General features: G+C 45.4%; 19 protein-coding genes. 18 read left to right on the top strand and 1 reads right to left on the bottom strand.

Translation table 11 applies throughout. From position 1 onward, the window contains the following. Positions 1 to 134: 134 nt before the first annotated feature. The 5 genes from tgt to ABMY42_RS11865 all read left to right on the top strand — a co-directional run bounded on the left by tgt (position 135) and on the right by ABMY42_RS11865 (position 5,435). Complete coding sequence (gene tgt, locus ABMY42_RS11885; protein WP_009697666.1) at positions 135 to 1,271, top strand: tRNA guanosine(34) transglycosylase Tgt; 1,137 nt, start codon at positions 135 to 137, stop codon at positions 1,269 to 1,271. Positions 1,272 to 1,448: 177 nt separating this feature from the next. Further along, positions 1,449 to 1,778, top strand: coding sequence for a preprotein translocase subunit YajC (gene yajC / locus ABMY42_RS11880; protein ID WP_005424903.1), 330 nt, complete (start codon positions 1,449 to 1,451; stop codon positions 1,776 to 1,778). Between the two features lie 21 nt (positions 1,779 to 1,799). Next, positions 1,800 to 3,656, top strand: a complete 1,857-nt coding sequence (secD, locus tag ABMY42_RS11875; protein WP_005447728.1) for a protein translocase subunit SecD — start codon at positions 1,800 to 1,802, stop codon at positions 3,654 to 3,656. Positions 3,657 to 3,670: 14 nt separating this feature from the next. Further along, positions 3,671 to 4,618: a protein translocase subunit SecF gene (secF, locus tag ABMY42_RS11870; RefSeq protein WP_005447727.1), complete on the top strand. Its 948-nt coding sequence runs from the start codon at positions 3,671 to 3,673 to the stop codon at positions 4,616 to 4,618. A 478-nt stretch (positions 4,619 to 5,096) separates the two neighbouring features. After that, complete coding sequence (locus ABMY42_RS11865) at positions 5,097 to 5,435, top strand: hypothetical protein (protein ID WP_230844711.1); 339 nt, start codon at positions 5,097 to 5,099, stop codon at positions 5,433 to 5,435. Between the two features lie 71 nt (positions 5,436 to 5,506). On the opposite strand, the gene suhB is transcribed toward ABMY42_RS11865, so the two are convergent. Beyond that, the gene (gene suhB, locus ABMY42_RS11860) at positions 5,507 to 6,310 is read right to left on the bottom strand and encodes an inositol-1-monophosphatase (RefSeq protein ID WP_005447724.1); all 804 of its coding nucleotides are present in this window, start codon (positions 6,308 to 6,310) and stop codon (positions 5,507 to 5,509) included. Positions 6,311 to 6,541: 231 nt separating this feature from the next. On the opposite strand from suhB, the gene trmJ reads away from it, so the two are divergent. The 13 genes from trmJ (at position 6,542) to rodZ (ending at position 17,712) form a co-directional block, all read left to right on the top strand. After that, positions 6,542 to 7,261 carry a tRNA (cytosine(32)/uridine(32)-2'-O)-methyltransferase TrmJ gene (trmJ, locus tag ABMY42_RS11855; RefSeq protein ID WP_009697671.1) on the top strand — a complete coding sequence of 240 codons (720 nt, stop codon included), beginning with the start codon at positions 6,542 to 6,544 and terminating at the stop codon, positions 7,259 to 7,261. A 125-nt stretch (positions 7,262 to 7,386) separates the two neighbouring features. Continuing rightward, positions 7,387 to 7,893 carry a Fe-S cluster assembly transcriptional regulator IscR gene (gene iscR / locus ABMY42_RS11850; RefSeq protein WP_005381720.1) on the top strand — a complete coding sequence of 169 codons (507 nt, stop codon included), beginning with the start codon at positions 7,387 to 7,389 and terminating at the stop codon, positions 7,891 to 7,893. Positions 7,894 to 7,921: 28 nt separating this feature from the next. Next, a complete protein-coding gene (locus tag ABMY42_RS11845; RefSeq protein WP_005447719.1) occupies positions 7,922 to 9,136 on the top strand; it encodes an IscS subfamily cysteine desulfurase in 1,215 nt (404 codons plus the stop codon). A 37-nt stretch (positions 9,137 to 9,173) separates the two neighbouring features. Then, positions 9,174 to 9,557 carry a Fe-S cluster assembly scaffold IscU gene (gene iscU / locus ABMY42_RS11840; RefSeq protein WP_005424883.1) on the top strand — a complete coding sequence of 128 codons (384 nt, stop codon included), beginning with the start codon at positions 9,174 to 9,176 and terminating at the stop codon, positions 9,555 to 9,557. Between the two features lie 73 nt (positions 9,558 to 9,630). Continuing rightward, positions 9,631 to 9,954, top strand: a complete 324-nt coding sequence (iscA, locus tag ABMY42_RS11835; protein ID WP_005424893.1) for an iron-sulfur cluster assembly protein IscA — start codon at positions 9,631 to 9,633, stop codon at positions 9,952 to 9,954. Positions 9,955 to 10,009: 55 nt separating this feature from the next. Continuing rightward, complete coding sequence (gene hscB, locus ABMY42_RS11830; protein ID WP_005447715.1) at positions 10,010 to 10,525, top strand: co-chaperone HscB; 516 nt, start codon at positions 10,010 to 10,012, stop codon at positions 10,523 to 10,525. A gap of 21 nt (positions 10,526 to 10,546) precedes the next feature. Next, complete coding sequence (gene hscA / locus ABMY42_RS11825) at positions 10,547 to 12,400, top strand: Fe-S protein assembly chaperone HscA (RefSeq protein ID WP_349266327.1); 1,854 nt, start codon at positions 10,547 to 10,549, stop codon at positions 12,398 to 12,400. Positions 12,401 to 12,413: 13 nt separating this feature from the next. Next, positions 12,414 to 12,752: an ISC system 2Fe-2S type ferredoxin gene (fdx, locus tag ABMY42_RS11820; RefSeq protein WP_005424889.1), complete on the top strand. Its 339-nt coding sequence runs from the start codon at positions 12,414 to 12,416 to the stop codon at positions 12,750 to 12,752. A 44-nt stretch (positions 12,753 to 12,796) separates the two neighbouring features. Next, positions 12,797 to 12,991: a Fe-S cluster assembly protein IscX gene (gene iscX / locus ABMY42_RS11815; RefSeq protein WP_005424887.1), complete on the top strand. Its 195-nt coding sequence runs from the start codon at positions 12,797 to 12,799 to the stop codon at positions 12,989 to 12,991. A 172-nt stretch (positions 12,992 to 13,163) separates the two neighbouring features. Then, the gene (gene pepB, locus ABMY42_RS11810) at positions 13,164 to 14,462 is read left to right on the top strand and encodes an aminopeptidase PepB (RefSeq protein WP_005447710.1); all 1,299 of its coding nucleotides are present in this window, start codon (positions 13,164 to 13,166) and stop codon (positions 14,460 to 14,462) included. Between the two features lie 101 nt (positions 14,463 to 14,563). Next, positions 14,564 to 14,989 carry a nucleoside-diphosphate kinase gene (gene ndk / locus ABMY42_RS11805; protein WP_005440311.1) on the top strand — a complete coding sequence of 142 codons (426 nt, stop codon included), beginning with the start codon at positions 14,564 to 14,566 and terminating at the stop codon, positions 14,987 to 14,989. Between the two features lie 210 nt (positions 14,990 to 15,199). Beyond that, on the top strand, positions 15,200 to 16,327 hold the full coding sequence (locus tag ABMY42_RS11800; RefSeq protein WP_005447708.1) for a bifunctional tRNA (adenosine(37)-C2)-methyltransferase TrmG/ribosomal RNA large subunit methyltransferase RlmN: 1,128 nt from the start codon (positions 15,200 to 15,202) through the stop codon (positions 16,325 to 16,327). A 419-nt stretch (positions 16,328 to 16,746) separates the two neighbouring features. Then, positions 16,747 to 17,712, top strand: a complete 966-nt coding sequence (gene rodZ, locus ABMY42_RS11795) for a cytoskeleton protein RodZ (RefSeq protein WP_017188502.1) — start codon at positions 16,747 to 16,749, stop codon at positions 17,710 to 17,712. Position 17,713: the final 1 nt, after the last annotated feature.

The following is a 17,713-nucleotide window of genomic DNA, read 5'->3' as shown; positions in this document are numbered from 1 at the left end:
AGTGCTAGCAGTAAGCTAGGAAATAAAGTGGAATCTCTGCTTTGTCTCTCGCACGGAAAAGCGACCGCTCCTTAAAATAGGGTTTACCACCCTGGATACATAGTCAGACTGTTTCTCTGACACCCGGAGGCATCGTGAAATTAAAATTCGATCTTAAGAAGAAAAACGGCAATGCACGTCGTGGTCAATTGACCTTCGAACGTGGCACTGTTCAAACTCCTGCGTTCATGCCAGTAGGTACTTACGGTACCGTTAAAGGCATGACACCAGAAGAAGTGAAAGGTACTGGTGCAGAAATCCTGCTAGGTAACACTTTCCACCTATGGCTACGTCCTGGTCAAGAAGTGATGAAAATGCACGGTGACCTGCACGATTTCATGAACTGGCACGGTCCTATTCTTACCGATTCAGGCGGTTTCCAAGTATTCAGTCTAGGCAAAATGCGTAAGATCACTGAGAAAGGTGTTCACTTCCGTAGCCCTGTAAACGGTGACAAGATTTTCATGGACGCGGAAAAGTCGATGGAAATCCAAAAAGACCTAGGTTCTGACATCGTAATGATCTTCGACGAGTGTACGCCATACCCGGCGACACACAACGAAGCGAAAAAATCGATGGAAATGTCACTACGCTGGGCACAACGCTCACGTGATCACTTCAACAAACTAGAAAACCCGAACAACCTATTTGGTATCGTTCAAGGCGGTGTTTACGAAGATCTACGTGATGTGTCTATCAAAGGTCTGACAGAAATCGGCTTTGATGGTTACGCAGTTGGTGGTCTTGCAGTAGGCGAACCGAAAGAAGACATGCACCGTATTCTTGAACACACATGTCCACAACTTCCAGAAGATAAGCCTCGTTACCTAATGGGTGTAGGTAAACCGGAAGATTTGGTTGAAGGTGTTCGTCGTGGTATCGACATGTTTGACTGTGTAATGCCAACGCGTAACGCGCGTAACGGTCACCTATTTGTGACTGGTGGTGTGATCAAGATCCGTAATGCGAAACATAAAACGGATACAACTCCGCTAGATCCGCATTGCGACTGTTACACTTGTCAGCACTACAGCAAATCGTACCTTCACCACCTAGAGCGTTGTAACGAAATCCTAGGTGCTCGTCTGAACACTATCCACAACCTACGCTACTACCAGCGTCTGATGGAAAGCATTCGTAAGGCGATTGATGAAGATCGTTTCGATGAGTTTGTTACTGAATTCTATGAGCGTCGTGGTCGTGAAGTGCCACCGCTTGCAAAAGAGCAGTAATTGACAGATTAAAAGAATTAAAGCCTTTGGCATGTTGCCAGAGGCTTTTGCTAATAAAGTAGGCTAACGTACGTTATTTTTGAGAAGGTGATCTCTATTACTTAATCTCAAACTTGAATCTAAATTACGAAAGCCCAACTTGTTGGATTATCAATAAAATATAATGAGGATGTTTTAATGTTTATTTCTCAAGCTCACGCAGCAGCAGAAGGCGCACCAGCAGGCGGCGGTTTTGAAATGCTAATCATGCTAGGCATGTTCGCGGTGATCTTCTACTTCATGATCTACCGTCCGCAATCTAAGCGTGTTAAAGAACACAAGAACCTAATGTCTTCTATGGGCAAAGGTGATGAAGTTCTAACAAGCGGCGGTCTAGTGGGTAAAATCACTAAGATTGCTGAAGACAACGATTTCATTTCAATTGAGCTAAATGCAAACAATGAAGTTGTAATCAAGAAAGACTTCGTAACTGCAGTGCTACCAAAAGGTACGCTGAAGTCTCTATAAAACAGCTAAAGGATCCTCGCTGTGCTAAACCGTTATCCATTATGGAAGTACTTGATGGTATTTTTTGCCATCATCACCGCTGCGTTGTACGCACTTCCAAATATCTACGGTGAAGATCCGGCTATTCAAGTTACAGGGGCGCGTGGCGCCTCTGTAGATATGTCAACGCTGGATGCTGTCACCAAAGCTCTTGATAAAGAGCATCTCTCTCATAAATCCATTGCTCTCGAGAATGGATCAATCCTTGTTCGTTTCAATGACACTGACACTCAAATCAGTGCCCGCGATATCATCAGCGAAGCGCTTGGCAAAGATAAAATTGTTGCACTAAACCTTGCTCCATCTACGCCAGATTGGCTAGAAGCAATCGGTGCGTCGCCACTTAAGCTAGGTCTTGACCTGCGCGGTGGTGTTCACTTCCTAATGGAAGTTGACATGGACGCGGCGATGGAGAAGTTGGTTGGTCAACAAGAAGAAGCTTTCCGTAGCGAACTTCGTGAAGCTAAGATCCGTTACCGTGCAATCCGTCCTTCTGGTACAGAAGGTGTGGAAGTTCTGCTACGTAATGAGGAGCAGCTAGCGGAAGCGAAAGCAACGCTAGAAAAGAATCACCCAGACATGAACTTTGTCGACTCTGATTCTAATGGTCGTTACGCGTTGATTGCCACCTTTACCGAGCAACGTTTACAAGAGATACGTAACTACGCAGTTGAACAAAACATCACGATTCTTCGTAACCGTGTTAACGAACTGGGTGTTGCTGAACCATTGGTTCAACGTCAAGGTGCTAGCCGCATCGTAGTTGAGCTACCAGGTGTTCAAGACACAGCTCGTGCGAAGGAAATTCTAGGTGCTACAGCAACACTAGAGTTCCGCGAAGTTGACGATAAAGCTGACCTATCAGCGGCGGCAAATGGTCGCGCGCCAGCAGGTAGCGAAATCAAGATGGACCGTGATGGTCGCCCAGTTGTGCTTAAGAAGCGCGTTATTCTTGGTGGTCAAAGCATCACGGATGCAAGTTCAAGTGTTGATGAATACGGTCGCCCACAAGTTAACATCTCGCTAGACAGCGAAGGTGGCAACAAAATGTCCGCGTTCTCTAAGAAGAACATCGGTAAGCTAATGGCTACCGTGTTTGCAGAATACAAAGACAGTGGTCGTCGTACGCCTGAAGGCAAAGTTATCCTTGATAAGCATGAAGAAGTTATCAACCAAGCAACGATTCAATCGGCTCTTGGTCGTAACTTCCGTATCACGGGTATCGACTCTGCAGCAGAAGCGCACAACCTAGCACTTCTACTTCGTGCTGGTGCACTAATCGCACCGATCTCTATCGTTGAAGAACGTACCATTGGTCCATCAATGGGTCAGCAAAACATCGATATGGGTATCCAAGCATGTATCTGGGGTATGGTTGCGGTAATGCTGTTTACGCTGCTTTACTACCGTGGCTTCGGTCTGATTGCTAACATTGCGTTGATGGCAAACTTGGTTCTTATCATTGGTGTAATGTCGATGATTCCAGGCGCTACCATGACGTTGCCAGGTATTGCCGGTATCGTCTTAACCGTCGGTATGGCGGTCGATGCGAACGTGCTGATATTCGAGCGTATCCGTGAAGAGCTTCGAGATGGACGCAGTCCTCAGCAAGCGATCCACCAAGGTTACGCAAACGCATTCAGTACCATTGCCGATGCGAACATCACAACGCTTATCACTGCAATCATTCTATTTGCAGTGGGTACAGGCGCAGTGAAGGGCTTCGCGGTAACACTATCTATCGGTATCTTAACTTCAATGTTCACCGCTATTGTGGGTACACGTTGTATCGTGAACCTGATTTACGGTGGCAAACGCGTTGATAAATTGTCGATCTAAGGCTGGGAATTAATATGTTTCAAATTCTAAAAGCAGAAAACACGATCGGCTTTATGCGTTGGTCGAAAGTCGCGTTCGTATTCTCCATCTTTATGATCGCTGCTTCTATCTTCACGCTATCAACCAAATGGTTGAACTGGGGTCTAGACTTTACTGGTGGTACGCTAATCGAGGTAGGTTTTGAACAACCTGCAAACCTTGAAGAAATTCGCGCAGCACTAGATTCAAAAGGCTTCGGCGATGCGACAGTTCAAAACTTCGGTAGTGCTCGTGAAGTGATGGTTCGTCTTCGTCCACGTGACGACGTTTCAGGTGAAACGCTAGGCAACCAAATCATTGGTGCGATCAAAGAAGGTACTGGCGAAAGCGTAGAAATGCGTCGTATTGAATTCGTAGGTCCAAACGTTGGTGATGAGCTAACAGAAGCGGGCGGTCTGGCGATCCTTGTATCGCTAATCTGTATCCTGATCTACGTATCAATGCGATTTGAATGGCGTCTAGCGGCTGGTGCGGTAATGGCACTGGCACACGATATCATCATCACGCTGGGTGTATTCTCATTCCTACAAATCGAAGTTGACCTTACCATCGTAGCGGCGCTACTAACGGTAGTCGGTTACTCGCTCAATGATACCATTGTTGTATTCGACCGGATTCGTGAAAACTTCCGTAAGATGCGTAAGGGTGAACCTTCGGACATCATGGACGCTTCAATTACTCAAACATTGAGCCGTACTTTGATTACGTCTGGTACGACGTTGTTCGTGGTAATTGCACTGTTCATGCAAGGTGGTGCGATGATTCATGGTTTCGCGACCGCGCTTCTACTAGGTATCACTGTAGGTACTTACTCTTCTATCTACGTAGCATCAGCACTTGCGCTAAAACTGGGTATCCAGAAAGAGCACTTGATGCCACCTCAAGTAGAAAAAGAAGGTGCAGAGTTCGACGAGATGCCATAAGGCAGATTGAGAACCGAAAACAAAAACCGCTGAGCAGTCAGCGGTTTTTTTATGCTTGATAGATTTGATTGTTTCACTTTTCTTTGAAGTATTTCCAGCTTGAATTGTAGTTTTTTGATTGAGTTGAATATCGGAAGTATGTTCAACAATTTCGGGAGGAAGTAATGTCAAGGCAAGCTGAAATAAAAGTACAGTTGCTGAAGTTTGTAGAGATTTCTTACAAACACAATAAAGGCGTTACCACCAAGCTAGTTACTGGGCAGGTAAATGTCCGAGAGCTTTTAGAGCAGTGCGAGTGGGGGTTTTGTAAGTACAGATTTAAGTGAGTAAAATTGATCAAGCGCTCCGTGAAGCTGGGGTTTAGTTGATTATGCTAAATAGAATTCTACCTATTCCGGTTTTACTCAGTGTTTCAGGGCCCTGCATAGCAAGTCCACTCCACGATACTTACCTTGATATACGCAATAATTTATACAAGATGCAGTATATCGAGGTGGTAGAAGCTATGGCAGGACCAAACCTATCGATTGAAGACCTAAATAGTATTAAATCTCACCCAATAAAATTTGGTCATCAATTTCCATTTTTATCATCCATCCCATCAAGTTTGGTTACGGAGCCGTCTTACTTTGAAGCATACACTGAGGATGGAGGCGTTGGGTGTCTTTCCGTAAACGGATTTGGAGATGTATACCAGCCAGTCACGGTTTCGTTGCAGTTTCTAATGAAGGAACAAGTATGGAAGGTTAAGCACGTAAAAATAGACCACTTACCTGACTACGACCGTTTCTATAAACAGGCAGATTGTTCGATATAAAAAAGCCCCGCTCAATGAGCGGGGCTATTCAAAAGTCATCAGCGTGACGGGCTTAGTATGACTTCAGAATCTTACTTAAGGATCGCGCTGTTGCCGTTTTCGCGAACGTGCTTAAGGATAGATTTCACGCCACGAGCACTAGAAGCAACAATGTTACCAGACTTCATGTAGTCAGTACCGCCAGCGAAGTCAGTTAGGATTGCGCCAGCTTCACGAGCGATAAGCTCACCTGCAGCCATCTGCCAAGGTTTTAGACCTAGCTCAAAGTAACCATCTACACGACCAGCTGCCACATAACATAGGTCAAGAGCAGAACAACCGCTACGACGGAAGTCAGCACACTCAGTGAATAGAGAACCTACGATCTTAATGTAAGACTCAGAGTGTTGCTTCTGTTTGAATGGGAAACCAGTCGCAAGAACAGTACCGTGTAGGTCTTTAAGTTGAGTAACACGGATACGAGCGTTGTTTAGCTGAGCGCCAGCACCGCGTTGTGCAGTGAATAGCTCGTTTTGCATTGGATCGTATACACAAGCCACTTCAGTTTTACCTTTGAAGCGAACCGCGATAGATACTGCGAAAGTTGGGTAACCTTTTACAAAGTTATTAGTGCCATCCATTGGGTCGATGATCCATTGTACGTCTTTATCTTTACCTTCGATAAGACCAGCTTCTTCAGCAACGATGCAGTGCTCTGGGTAAGAGTGCTTGATAGTATCGATGATGATAGCTTCTGCTTCTTTGTCTACATTAGTAACAAAGTCATTAGTGCCTTTTAGCGTAGATTCAATTTTATCTGTGTTTTCTAATGATTTAGCAATGTGATTGCCTGCCTTTCGCGCAGCGCGAATAGCAATGTTTAGCATTGGATGCATACGAATTTCCCAACGGATGTTAAAGAACAATTTAAAGCGGCGGCGAGTATACCAGAGTCAAACGAAAAGGGAAGTGGTTATTTTTTGTGCGCAAGAAAAACGAGTTGTGATAGCTATGTCGATAGAGAAGAAAACAATTGATGAGAATGCGAATAGAAGCCCGCTTCACTCTAGGGTGTATTAGAAAATTATGATAATATCCCTCGGTTTTAATTCAGGTAGCAAACACAGATGTTGGATCAAGTAAAAATCGTACTCGTCGGAACTTCTCATTCAGGCAACATTGGCTCGGCAGCTCGAGCAATGAAAGTCATGGGTTTAAGCCAACTAGTATTGGTTGATCCGCAATGTGAAGTCGATGATCAAACCCTTGCGCTTGCTGCTGGTGCTGGTGATATTGCTCAAAATGCCACTGTAGTAAGTACGCTTGAAGAAGCCATTGAAGATTGCGGTCTTGTTGTGGGTTCAAGTGCTCGCTCACGTACACTTGAATGGCCAATGCTTGAGCCACGTGAGTGTGGAGAAAAGTTTGCAGTTGAAGGGCAAAAGCACCCAGTCGCATTGGTCTTTGGTCGAGAAAGAACCGGTCTAACGAATGATGAACTGCAAAAGTGTCACTATCATGTTTGCATTCCTGCTAACCCTGAATACAGTTCGCTTAACTTAGCGATGGCCGTCCAAACGTTGAGCTATGAAGTTCGTGTTGCACACCTCAACCTAGAGCAAAGTCAATACGCCCCAAGTGAGCCTGAAGAGTATCCACGTCATAAAGAGCTAGAAATGTTCTTTGAGCACCTTGAAAAGGTGATGGTTGATACCCAATTTATCAACAAAGAACAGCCGGGTCAGGTGATGAACAAGCTGCGTCGTTTGTACTCACGTGCACGACCAGAGGCGCAAGAGTTGAATATTCTGCGCGGTGTTTTGACGGCGATCGAAAAGAAACTCTGAACAAATAATAACCACTTTAGGTGTAAGGATGAATACCTGACTAAAATAGTCAAATAAATACTTGACCGTTTTAGTCGGGTATGGAAAAATCCTAATCATTACAAACCATGTGGATACGGTGTGGTATGAAACTTACATCTAAAGGAAGATATGCGGTGACAGCCATGCTGGATGTGGCACTGCATTCGCAACAAAACCCAGTACCTCTTGCAGATATCTCAGAGCGTCAAGGGATCTCGCTCTCATACTTAGAGCAGCTTTTTTCAAAATTGCGTAAAGCAGGTCTTGTAGCCAGCGTTCGTGGTCCTGGTGGTGGTTACCGACTTGGAGCAGACGCGCACAGCATTGCCATTGGCACTGTGATTGCCGCGGTTGATGAGTCAGTAGACGCAACCAAATGCCAAGGCAAAGGCGATTGCCAGGGTGGCACTCGTTGCTTAACTCACACCCTATGGCGTGACCTGAGCTCTCGTATTAGTGACTTCTTGAATAACATTACGCTCGGTGAGCTAATGACAGACAATGAAGTTTTAGAAATTTCTGATCGTCAGGACATTGATCTGGCGGTAACTCATGGGCTTTCAAACAAAAATACAACCGCCGCGCCCATCGGTGTAAACGTCCGCTCTTAGCGGTCAGCATTTTACATTGGAGTAGAGAATGAAACTGCCGATTTATCTTGATTATTCCGCTACATGTCCAGTAGATCCTCGTGTTGCTGAAAAAATGGTTCAGTACATGACAATGGATGGCACATTTGGCAACCCAGCTTCGCGTTCGCACCGTTACGGCTGGCAGGCAGAAGAAGCTGTAGATACTGCTCGTGAGCAAATTGCTGACCTTCTAAATGCAGATCCTCGCGAAATCGTATTCACATCTGGTGCGACAGAGTCTGACAACCTTGCTATCAAAGGTGCAGCACATTTTTACTCTAAGAAGGGTAAACACGTAATCACTTGTAAAACAGAGCATAAAGCGGTTCTTGACCCATGTCGTCAACTAGAACGCGAAGGCTTTGAAGTGACTTACCTAGAGCCAGAATCAAACGGTCTGATCGATCTAAACAAACTTCAAGCAGCGATGCGAGAAGACACTGTTTTGGTATCAATCATGCATGTTAACAACGAGATTGGTGTAATCCAAGACATCGCTGCAATCGGCGAACTATGTCGTGAACGTAAGATTGTGTTCCACGTGGATGCGGCACAGTCTGCGGGCAAACTGCCAATCGATGTTCAAGAATTGAAAGTTGACCTAATTTCACTGTCTGCGCACAAAGTATACGGTCCTAAAGGCATTGGCGCACTTTACGTACGTCGTAAGCCTCGTATCCGTCTGGAAGCGCAAATGCACGGTGGTGGTCATGAGCGTGGTTTCCGTTCGGGTACACTTCCAACTCACCAAATCGTGGGTATGGGTGAAGCGTTCCGTGTAGCGAAGGAAGACATGCAAAAAGATTACGATCACGCGCTAGCACTTCGTAACCGTCTTTTAGATGGCGTTAAAGATCTAGAAGCAGTAACGGTGAACGGTGATCTTGAACAGCGTGTTCCACACAACCTAAACGTGAGCTTTGCATTCGTAGAAGGTGAATCTCTACTGATGTCACTGAAAGACCTAGCAGTATCTTCTGGTAGTGCTTGTACATCAGCGAGCCTAGAGCCATCTTACGTTCTTCGTGCACTTGGTCTAGACGACGAATTGGCGCACAGCTCAGTACGTTTCTCATTTGGTCGTTTCACGACTGAAGCAGAAATTGATTACGCAATTGAACAAATCCGCGTTGCAGTGACTAAGCTACGCGACATGTCTCCTCTATGGGATATGTACAAGGAAGGGGTTGATCTGAGCACTGTTGAATGGGCTCACCATTAATCTCACGGACTGAATAGAGGATTCGAGGTAATTTATCATGGCATACAGCGAAAAAGTAATTGATCACTACGAGAACCCACGTAACGTTGGTTCGTTCGATAAAGAAGACCCATCAGTAGGCAGCGGCATGGTTGGCGCACCAGCTTGTGGTGACGTAATGAAGCTTCAAATCAAAGTGACGCCAGAAGGCATCATTGAAGACGCGAAATTCAAAACATACGGTTGTGGTAGTGCAATCGCTTCAAGCTCACTAGTAACTGAGTGGGTAAAAGGCAAGTCTATCGACGAAGCGGCATCTATCAAAAACTCTGAGATTGCAGAAGAGCTAGAGCTTCCACCAGTGAAAGTTCACTGCTCAATCCTTGCGGAAGACGCAATCAAAGCAGCGGTTGCTGACTACAAGAAAAAACACCAGGAATAATTATTCCGTATATAATGGGAGCCCTTGAAATGCTCCCATTCCAAAACGTAATTTAGACAGACTAAGGTGCAGTATGGCCATCACAATGACAGAATCAGCGGCAAGTCGCGTAAAAGCATTCCTAGATAACCGAGGTAAAGGTATCGGTTTGCGTCTTGGAGTGAAGACGACAGGCTGTTCCGGCATGGCTTACGTTCTTGAGTTTGTTGATGATCTAAACGAAGAAGATGAAGTTTTTGAACTGTCGGATGTAAAGATCATCATTGATAAGAAAAGCCTAGTATACCTAGACGGTACTGAGCTGGATTACGTTAAGGAAGGGTTGAATGAAGGTTTTGAATTCAACAACCCTAACGCGAAAAGTGAATGTGGTTGTGGTGAAAGCTTCAACGTCTAATTGACTGTCCTTCTGGGCAAGCGAGTCCAGAAGGCTTTACTAGGACCCGATCTTAATGAATCACTTTGAATTATTTGGGCTACCAAGTCAGTTTCAGCTGGATGGTAGCCTTCTTTCTTCTCAGTTCCGAGAACTACAAAAACGCTTCCACCCAGACAACTTTGCGACTGCCTCAGAGCGTGATCGCTTGATGGCTGTTCAAAAAGCAGCGCAAATCAACGATGCGTATCAAATACTTAAGCATCCAATCTCTCGCGCTGAATACATATTGGCAGAAAACGGCACAGAAATTCGTGGTGAGCAACAAACCATGCAAGACCCGATGTTCCTAATGGAACAAATGGAACTGCGTGAAGAACTGGAAGACATTGCTGACAGCTCTGATCCTGAATCAGCGCTTTTTGACTTCGATTCTAAGGTCAGCAAAATGTACAAACAGCATTTGGCGAGTGTAGAACAAGAACTTGACCAAGGTCTTTGGGCGGAAGCTGCAGACCGAGTTCGTAAACTCAAATTCATTGCCAAGCTAAAGAACGAAATTGAACTGGTTGAAGACAAGCTCCTCGGCTAGTTAGCGCGACAAGGACCTATCATGGCATTACTTCAAATCGCAGAACCGGGCCAAAGCTCGGCACCTCATGAGCACAAGTTAGCAGCGGGTATCGACTTAGGTACTACCAACTCTTTGGTTGCGTCTGTTCGCAGCGGTGACGCAAAAACACTGAAAGACGATCAAGGTCGTAGCATTTTGCCTTCTGTGGTGAACTACGCACAGGACTCGGCTTTAGTTGGTTACGAGGCAAAAGCAAAAGCAGAGCAAGAACCAGAAAACACCATTATTTCGGTAAAACGTCTGATTGGTCGTTCACTAAAAGACATTCAAGCTCGCTACCCATCTTTGCCTTACCAATTTAAAGAAAGCGACAACGGTCTGCCTATTTTGCAAACTGCACAAGGTGACAAGAACCCGATTGAAGTGTCTGCCGATATTCTTAAAGCACTAGGAAAACGTGCAGAAGATACACTCGGCGGCGAGTTAGCTGGCGTGGTTATTACTGTTCCTGCTTACTTTGATGATGCTCAACGTGCTGGTACAAAAGATGCGGCGAAATTGGCGGGGCTTCATGTGCTACGTCTGCTTAACGAGCCGACAGCTGCAGCGATCGCTTACGGCCTAGACTCTGGTCAAGAGGGCGTGATTGCGGTTTACGATCTAGGTGGCGGTACGTTCGATATCTCCATCCTACGTTTGTCAAAAGGCGTATTTGAAGTATTAGCAACAGGTGGTGATTCTGCGCTAGGCGGTGATGATTTTGACCACCTATTAGCGGATTACCTAATGGAGCAAGCTGGTCTAGAAGCGCCGCTTTCTGCTGAGAAAAACCGTGCACTGCTGAACATTGCAACAGCAACTAAGATTGCTTTCTCTGAGCAAGACAGTGTTGATGTTGATGTATTTGGTTGGAAAGGTTCTGTGACTCGCGAGCAGTTCGAAGATCTGATTCGTCCGCTAGTGAAGAAAACCCTGATGTCTTGCCGTCGTGCATTGAAAGATGCGGATGTGGATGCGGAAGACGTACTTGAAGCGGTTATGGTTGGCGGTTCAACTCGCACATTGCTTGTTCGTGAAATGGTAGGTGAATTCTTCGGTCGTACACCACTGACAAGCATTAACCCAGATGAAGTTGTTGCAATCGGCGCGGGTATTCAAGCAGATATCCTAGCGGGTAACAAACCTGACTCTGAGATGCTGCTTCTGGACGTTATTCCTTTATCTCTTGGTATTGAAACCATGGGCGGCTTGGTTGAGAAAATCATTCCACGTAACACCACTATTCCTGTGGCTCGTGCGCAAGAGTTTACGACGTTCAAAGATGGTCAAACGGCAATGAGCGTGCACACCGTACAAGGTGAACGAGAAATGGTGGATGACTGTCGTTCACTGGCTCGTTTCTCATTAAAAGGCATTCCACCGATGGCGGCTGGTGCTGCACACATTCGCGTGACGTACCAAGTGGACGCTGATGGTCTGTTGTCTGTCACTGCGATGGAAAAGAGCACGGGTGTTCAGGCTGAAATCCAAGTGAAACCTTCTTACGGTTTAAGCGATGACGAAGTCGCAAACATGCTGCGTGACTCGATGACTTACGCGAAAGAAGACATGCAAGCTCGTGCACTGGCTGAGCAGCGCGTAGAAGCGGATCGTGTGATTGAAGGTTTGATTGCTGCGATGCAAGCTGATGGTGATGAACTACTATCAGACCAAGAGAAACAAGACCTATTAAAAGTGATTGAAGCGCTGATTGAACTGCGCAACGGCGAAGATGCGGACGCTATCGAGCAAGGCATCAAAGACACCGACAAAGCAAGCCAAGATTTTGCGTCGCGCCGTATGGATAAATCGATTCGAGCTGCACTGTCAGGTCAGTCAGTTAATGATATATAAGAGATAAGTAGTTATGCCTAAGATTATTGTATTACCACACGAAGATTTGTGCCCAGAGGGTGCAGTGTTGGAAGCAAACACTGGTGACACCGTTCTAGACGTAGCGCTAAAAAATGGCATTGGTATCGAACACGCATGTGAAAAGTCATGTGCATGTACTACCTGCCACGTGATCATTCGTGAAGGTTTTGATTCGCTAGAAGAGAGTGAAGAGCTAGAAGATGACATGCTAGATAAAGCATGGGGCCTTGAGCCTGAATCTCGCCTTGGTTGCCAAGCAAAAGTAGCGGATGAAGATTTGGTTGTTGAAATTCCAAAATACACGCTAAACCACGCGTCGGAAGATCACTAATACTATCTCCCCAACATAGGGGCGAAGCAAAAGGAAGATGAGCAATGAAATGGACAGATTCTCGCGATATCGCGATTGAGCTTTGTGACAAGTTTCCCGACTTAGATCCTAAAACCGTACGTTTTACCGATCTTCACCAATGGATCATGGAGTTGGATGAGTTTGACGATGAGCCAAACCATTGTAATGAAAAGATTCTAGAAGCGGTTATCTTGTGCTGGATGGACGAAGCAGATTAATGCTCAATTCGGCGGTAAAACGCAGCAGAGTTAACAATTCTCACTAAAAAAAGCGGACCTTTAGGTCCGTTTTTTTATCAAGTTGACATTTTTACCCTACATAATGCTAACATCCGTTAGTTATTAAAAAAGAAGAGGCGTAGGCAACGCCGTTATAAGACAAGGAGAAACCATGTCTACACAGATGTCTGTATTTCTTAGCCAAGAACCAGCGGCACCACATTGGGGCGACAAAGCACTGCTTTCTTTCGCTGAGAATGGCGCAACCATTCACCTAGGTGAAGGTCACGATCTTGGTGCGATTCAACGTGCAGCGCGTCAACTCGATGGCCAAGGAATTCGTTCAGTTTTACTTGCTGGTGATAACTGGGATTTGGAGAGCGTTTGGGCATTCCACCAAGGTTACCGCAACCCGAAAAAACACGGCACACTAGAATGGGTTGAGCTTTCTGAGCAAGACCAAGCAGAGCTTCACGCTCGCATCACTTCTACGGACTTTACTCGCGATATCATCAACAAAACTGCAGAAGAAGTGGCGCCACGTCAATTGGCAACCATGGCAGCTGAATTCATCAAATCTATCGCGCCACAAGGTACAGTAACGGCTCGTATCGTTAAAGATAAAGATCTGCTTTCTGAAGGTTGGGAAGGTATTTATGCCGTAGGTCGTGGCTCTGAGCGCACATCGGCAATGCTGCAACTTGATTACAACCCAACAGGCGATGAAAACGCACCAGTCTTTGCATGTCTAGTAGGTAAAGGCATCACCTTTGATTCAGGTGGTTACAGCTTGAAGCCATCAAACTTCATGACAGCAATGAAAGCGGATATGGGCGGTTCAGGTACGATTACTGGCGGTCTTGGTCTTGCTATTCTTCGTGGTCTTAATAAGCGTGTAAAGCTTATCCTTTGTTGTGCGGAGAACATGGTCTCTGGTCGCGCACTTAAACTGGGCGACATCATCACTTACAAAAATGGTAAGACCGTTGAGATCATGAATACCGACGCAGAAGGTCGTTTGGTTCTTGCTGATGGTCTTATTTACGCAAGTGAGCAAAACCCTGAACTGATCATTGACTGTGCGACCCTAACGGGCGCAGCGAAGAATGCACTAGGGAACGATTACCATGCATTAATGAGCTTTGATGATGAGCTTTCTCATCAAGCGCTAACGGCGGCAAACCAAGAGAAAGAAGGTCTGTGGCCACTGCCTCTTGCTGATTTTCACCGTGGCATGCTGCCGTCAAACTTTGCTGACCTATCTAACATCAGTTCTGGCGATTACTCACCTGGCGCAAGTACAGCTGCAGCATTCTTGTCTTACTTTGTCGAGGATTACAAGAAAGGTTGGTTGCACTTTGACTGTGCAGGCACGTACCGTAAGTCAGCGTCTGATAAGTGGGCTGCAGGCGCAACAGGCATGGGTGTTCGCACACTTGCTCGTTTCTTGAACGAACAAGCAGCAAAATAAGACTTTTACCAGTGCAGACACCCCGTCTGTACTGGTATAACTAAGAGAGACGCAAGTCACTCATATAAAACTATTATTACAAGTACAAAAAAGGAAACTTTATGGCTCTAGAAAGAACGTTTTCAATTGTTAAGCCCGACGCTGTAGAACGCAACCTGATTGGTGAAATCTACCACCGTATCGAAAAGGCGGGTCTACGTATCGTTGCTGCAAAAATGGTTCATCTGACAGAAGAACAGGCGAGCGGTTTTTACGCAGAACATGAAGGCAAACCTTTTTTCCCTGCACTGAAAGAGTTCATGACATCTGGTCCTATCATGGTTCAGGTTCTTGAAGGTGAAGATGCAATCGCACGCTACCGTGAGCTAATGGGCAAAACAAACCCAGAAGAAGCAGCATGTGGCACTATCCGTGCCGATTACGCACTAAGCATGCGCCATAACTCTGTTCATGGTTCGGATAGCCCTGAGTCAGCAGCTCGTGAAATCGAGTACTTCTTCCCAGAGTCAGAGATTTGCCCTCGCTAATCTTGTACTAATTTGCTTCCTAAGCCTCGGATCTTTCCGGGGCTTTTTCTTATCTGTTACTTAGAAAGAATGAATGATAATAATTGACTAAAATTTAACCATCAAGATTTTAATGCCTTAGCGAAGTCGGGGTCTTACAGCCCTTGTTGTAGCTGCATAAAGGCTGTACAATTCGCGCCCTTATTCTTGTTTCAGTCATTGAGAGGCAACATGACCACTGAAAAAATCAATCTACTCGACTTTGATCGCAAGGGCATGCGTCAATTTTTCGCGGAAGAGCTAGGCGAAAAAGCGTTCCGTGCTGATCAGGTTATGAAGTGGATCTACCATTTCGGTGTTGATGACTTCGATAACATGACGAACATCAACAAGAAACTACGTGAAAAACTGCAGTACAAGTGTGAAATCAAAGCACCAACGGTAGCAGAGGCTCAACATTCTTCAGACGGCACAATTAAGTGGGCGATGAAGGTGGGTGACCAAGACGTAGAAACGGTCTACATCCCAGAAGATGACCGCGCAACATTATGTGTGTCTTCTCAGGTTGGTTGTGCGCTGGAGTGTAAGTTCTGTTCAACCGCTCAACAAGGTTTCAACCGTAACCTAAAAGTATCTGAAATCATTGGTCAGGTATGGCGTGCTGCACGTGAAATCGGCTTACAGAAAGAAACGGGTCGCCGTCCAATCACTAACGTAGTGATGATGGGGATGGGTGAGCCACTTCTTAACATGAAGAACCTTATCCCTGCGCTTGAAATCATGCTTGATGATCTTGGTTTCGGTCTTTCTAAGCGTCGAGTTACCGTATCAACGTCAGGTGTTGTTTCTGGTCTTGATCAGATGACCGGTAAAATTGATGTAGCATTGGCGATTTCTCTTCATGCACCAAACGACAAGCTACGTAGTGAAATCATGCCGATCAACGACCGTTGGGATATCCAAGATTTTCTCGCGTCTGTTCGCCGTTACATCGCGTCTTCAAATGCTAACCGCGGTAAAGTTACGGTAGAGTACGTGTTGCTTGATCATGTGAACGATGACATGGACCACGCACGTGAGTTGGCAGAGCTGATGAAAGATACGCCATGCAAGATCAACCTGATTCCATTTAACCCGTACCCAGGTTCACCTTATAAGAAACCAAGTAACTCACGTATTGACCGTTTCCAAAAAACATTGATGCAATATGACCACACCGTAACGGTTCGTAAAACACGTGGTGATGATATTGATGCTGCGTGTGGTCAGTTAGTCGGTGATGTTATTGACCGTACGAAACGTACCGCAGCTTTAAAAGCAGCACGTGGTGCTGAAACTATCGATGTAAAAGCGGTTTAAGACGCCAAGAATAAAGAAATAGCCAGAGCCTTATGCTCTGGCTATTTTGTTTATTACAAGTGGATTGTCATTTGATGCTGACAGACTGAACGGTGCTAATTTTACTTTGCTGTGTCAATTTTTGGACAAAAGCTTGAGCTATCTGTTAATTTGAGAGCAAAGAGTTTTTGTCTTCGTTAAACATTCGCTTATCATGGTGAGTGAAATATAACTACGACATTGACTATTCTCAGTATTTTTTCCAATACGCTTTGCTGAACCATTGCAAGACGAGCATTCTTACTCTGACTACTGAGAATTTCTAAAAGATTATTTTTGGTTAACGCGTTTAGGCTAGCTATCTTTAAGTGAGGCTTAATTAGAACAAAAACGAAAATAAATAACTGCGTTAGCCACCAAACAGATTAAATACCGCCATTATGACAGAACACGAAAAGACTAATGAAGTGCCGCTTTCTATGGAAGCAGGCACAATACTAAAAAACAAACGCGAATCTCTAGGCATGACTCAGAAGCACGTTGCTGATCGCCTTAGACTTCGCGTTTCTGTTATTGAAGACATTGAAAACAATCGATTTGAAGAACAACAGGTCACAACATTCACGCGTGGCTATTTGCGTTCGTATGCAAAGCTCGTTGGTCTTGATGAAAAGATTGTTTTGGCAGCTTTAGAGCAAACATCTGAAGTTCATGTGAAGCCGCAAGAAACAGAGATGCAAAGCTTCTCTCGTAAAACCAAGCACGAGAAACACAACAGCCGAATTATGTTGCTGACTTGGGCCATCGCGATCGTGATTACCGGTATCTCCGCGGCATGGTGGTGGCAAAACCAACAAGAGAATAGCCTTGCACAGTTGAGTTCTGAAACGGCAGAAACAGAACATGTTGCCAATGATGCTGATATCGATCAGATGAGCGCAGATGAGCTAATCGCAAGCACTCCAGCTGAAATTGCTCCTGTATCTGCTGCGCCAGCGGTTGTTTCTGAAGCTGATACGACAATGAGCGCGACTGATGAGGGGATGGCTGAGTCAACAGTAACTCCGACAGCTGAAGCTGTTGAGGAAACCGCTCAAGAGCCTGTTGCGGTTATCGAAGATGCTCAAGCGGCAGAAGAGCCAGTAACTCCAGTTATTCCAGAAGGCATGACGTTACTGACTATGAAATTTAAAGCTGATTGCTGGATTCAAGTTAAAGACGCAAACGGCAAAACACTGGTAAGTGGTACTCGCAAACCGGGTCAAGATGTAGAACTTGCCGGAAAAGCACCGTTTAAAGTGATATTAGGCGCACCTGAAGGCGTAACAATGACATTTGCAAGTGAACCTGTCGACCTTTCTGGGTATACTTCAGGCAAAGTAGCTAGATTCACTTTACCGTTATAAA

The sequence above is a fragment of the Vibrio sp. SSH13-20 genome (genome assembly GCF_040104475.1).
In the GTDB taxonomy this organism is placed as follows: domain Bacteria; phylum Pseudomonadota; class Gammaproteobacteria; order Enterobacterales; family Vibrionaceae; genus Vibrio; species Vibrio harveyi.
Note: the sequence above shows the minus strand (reverse complement) of the source record. Positions and strands in the feature narration are given on the sequence as shown.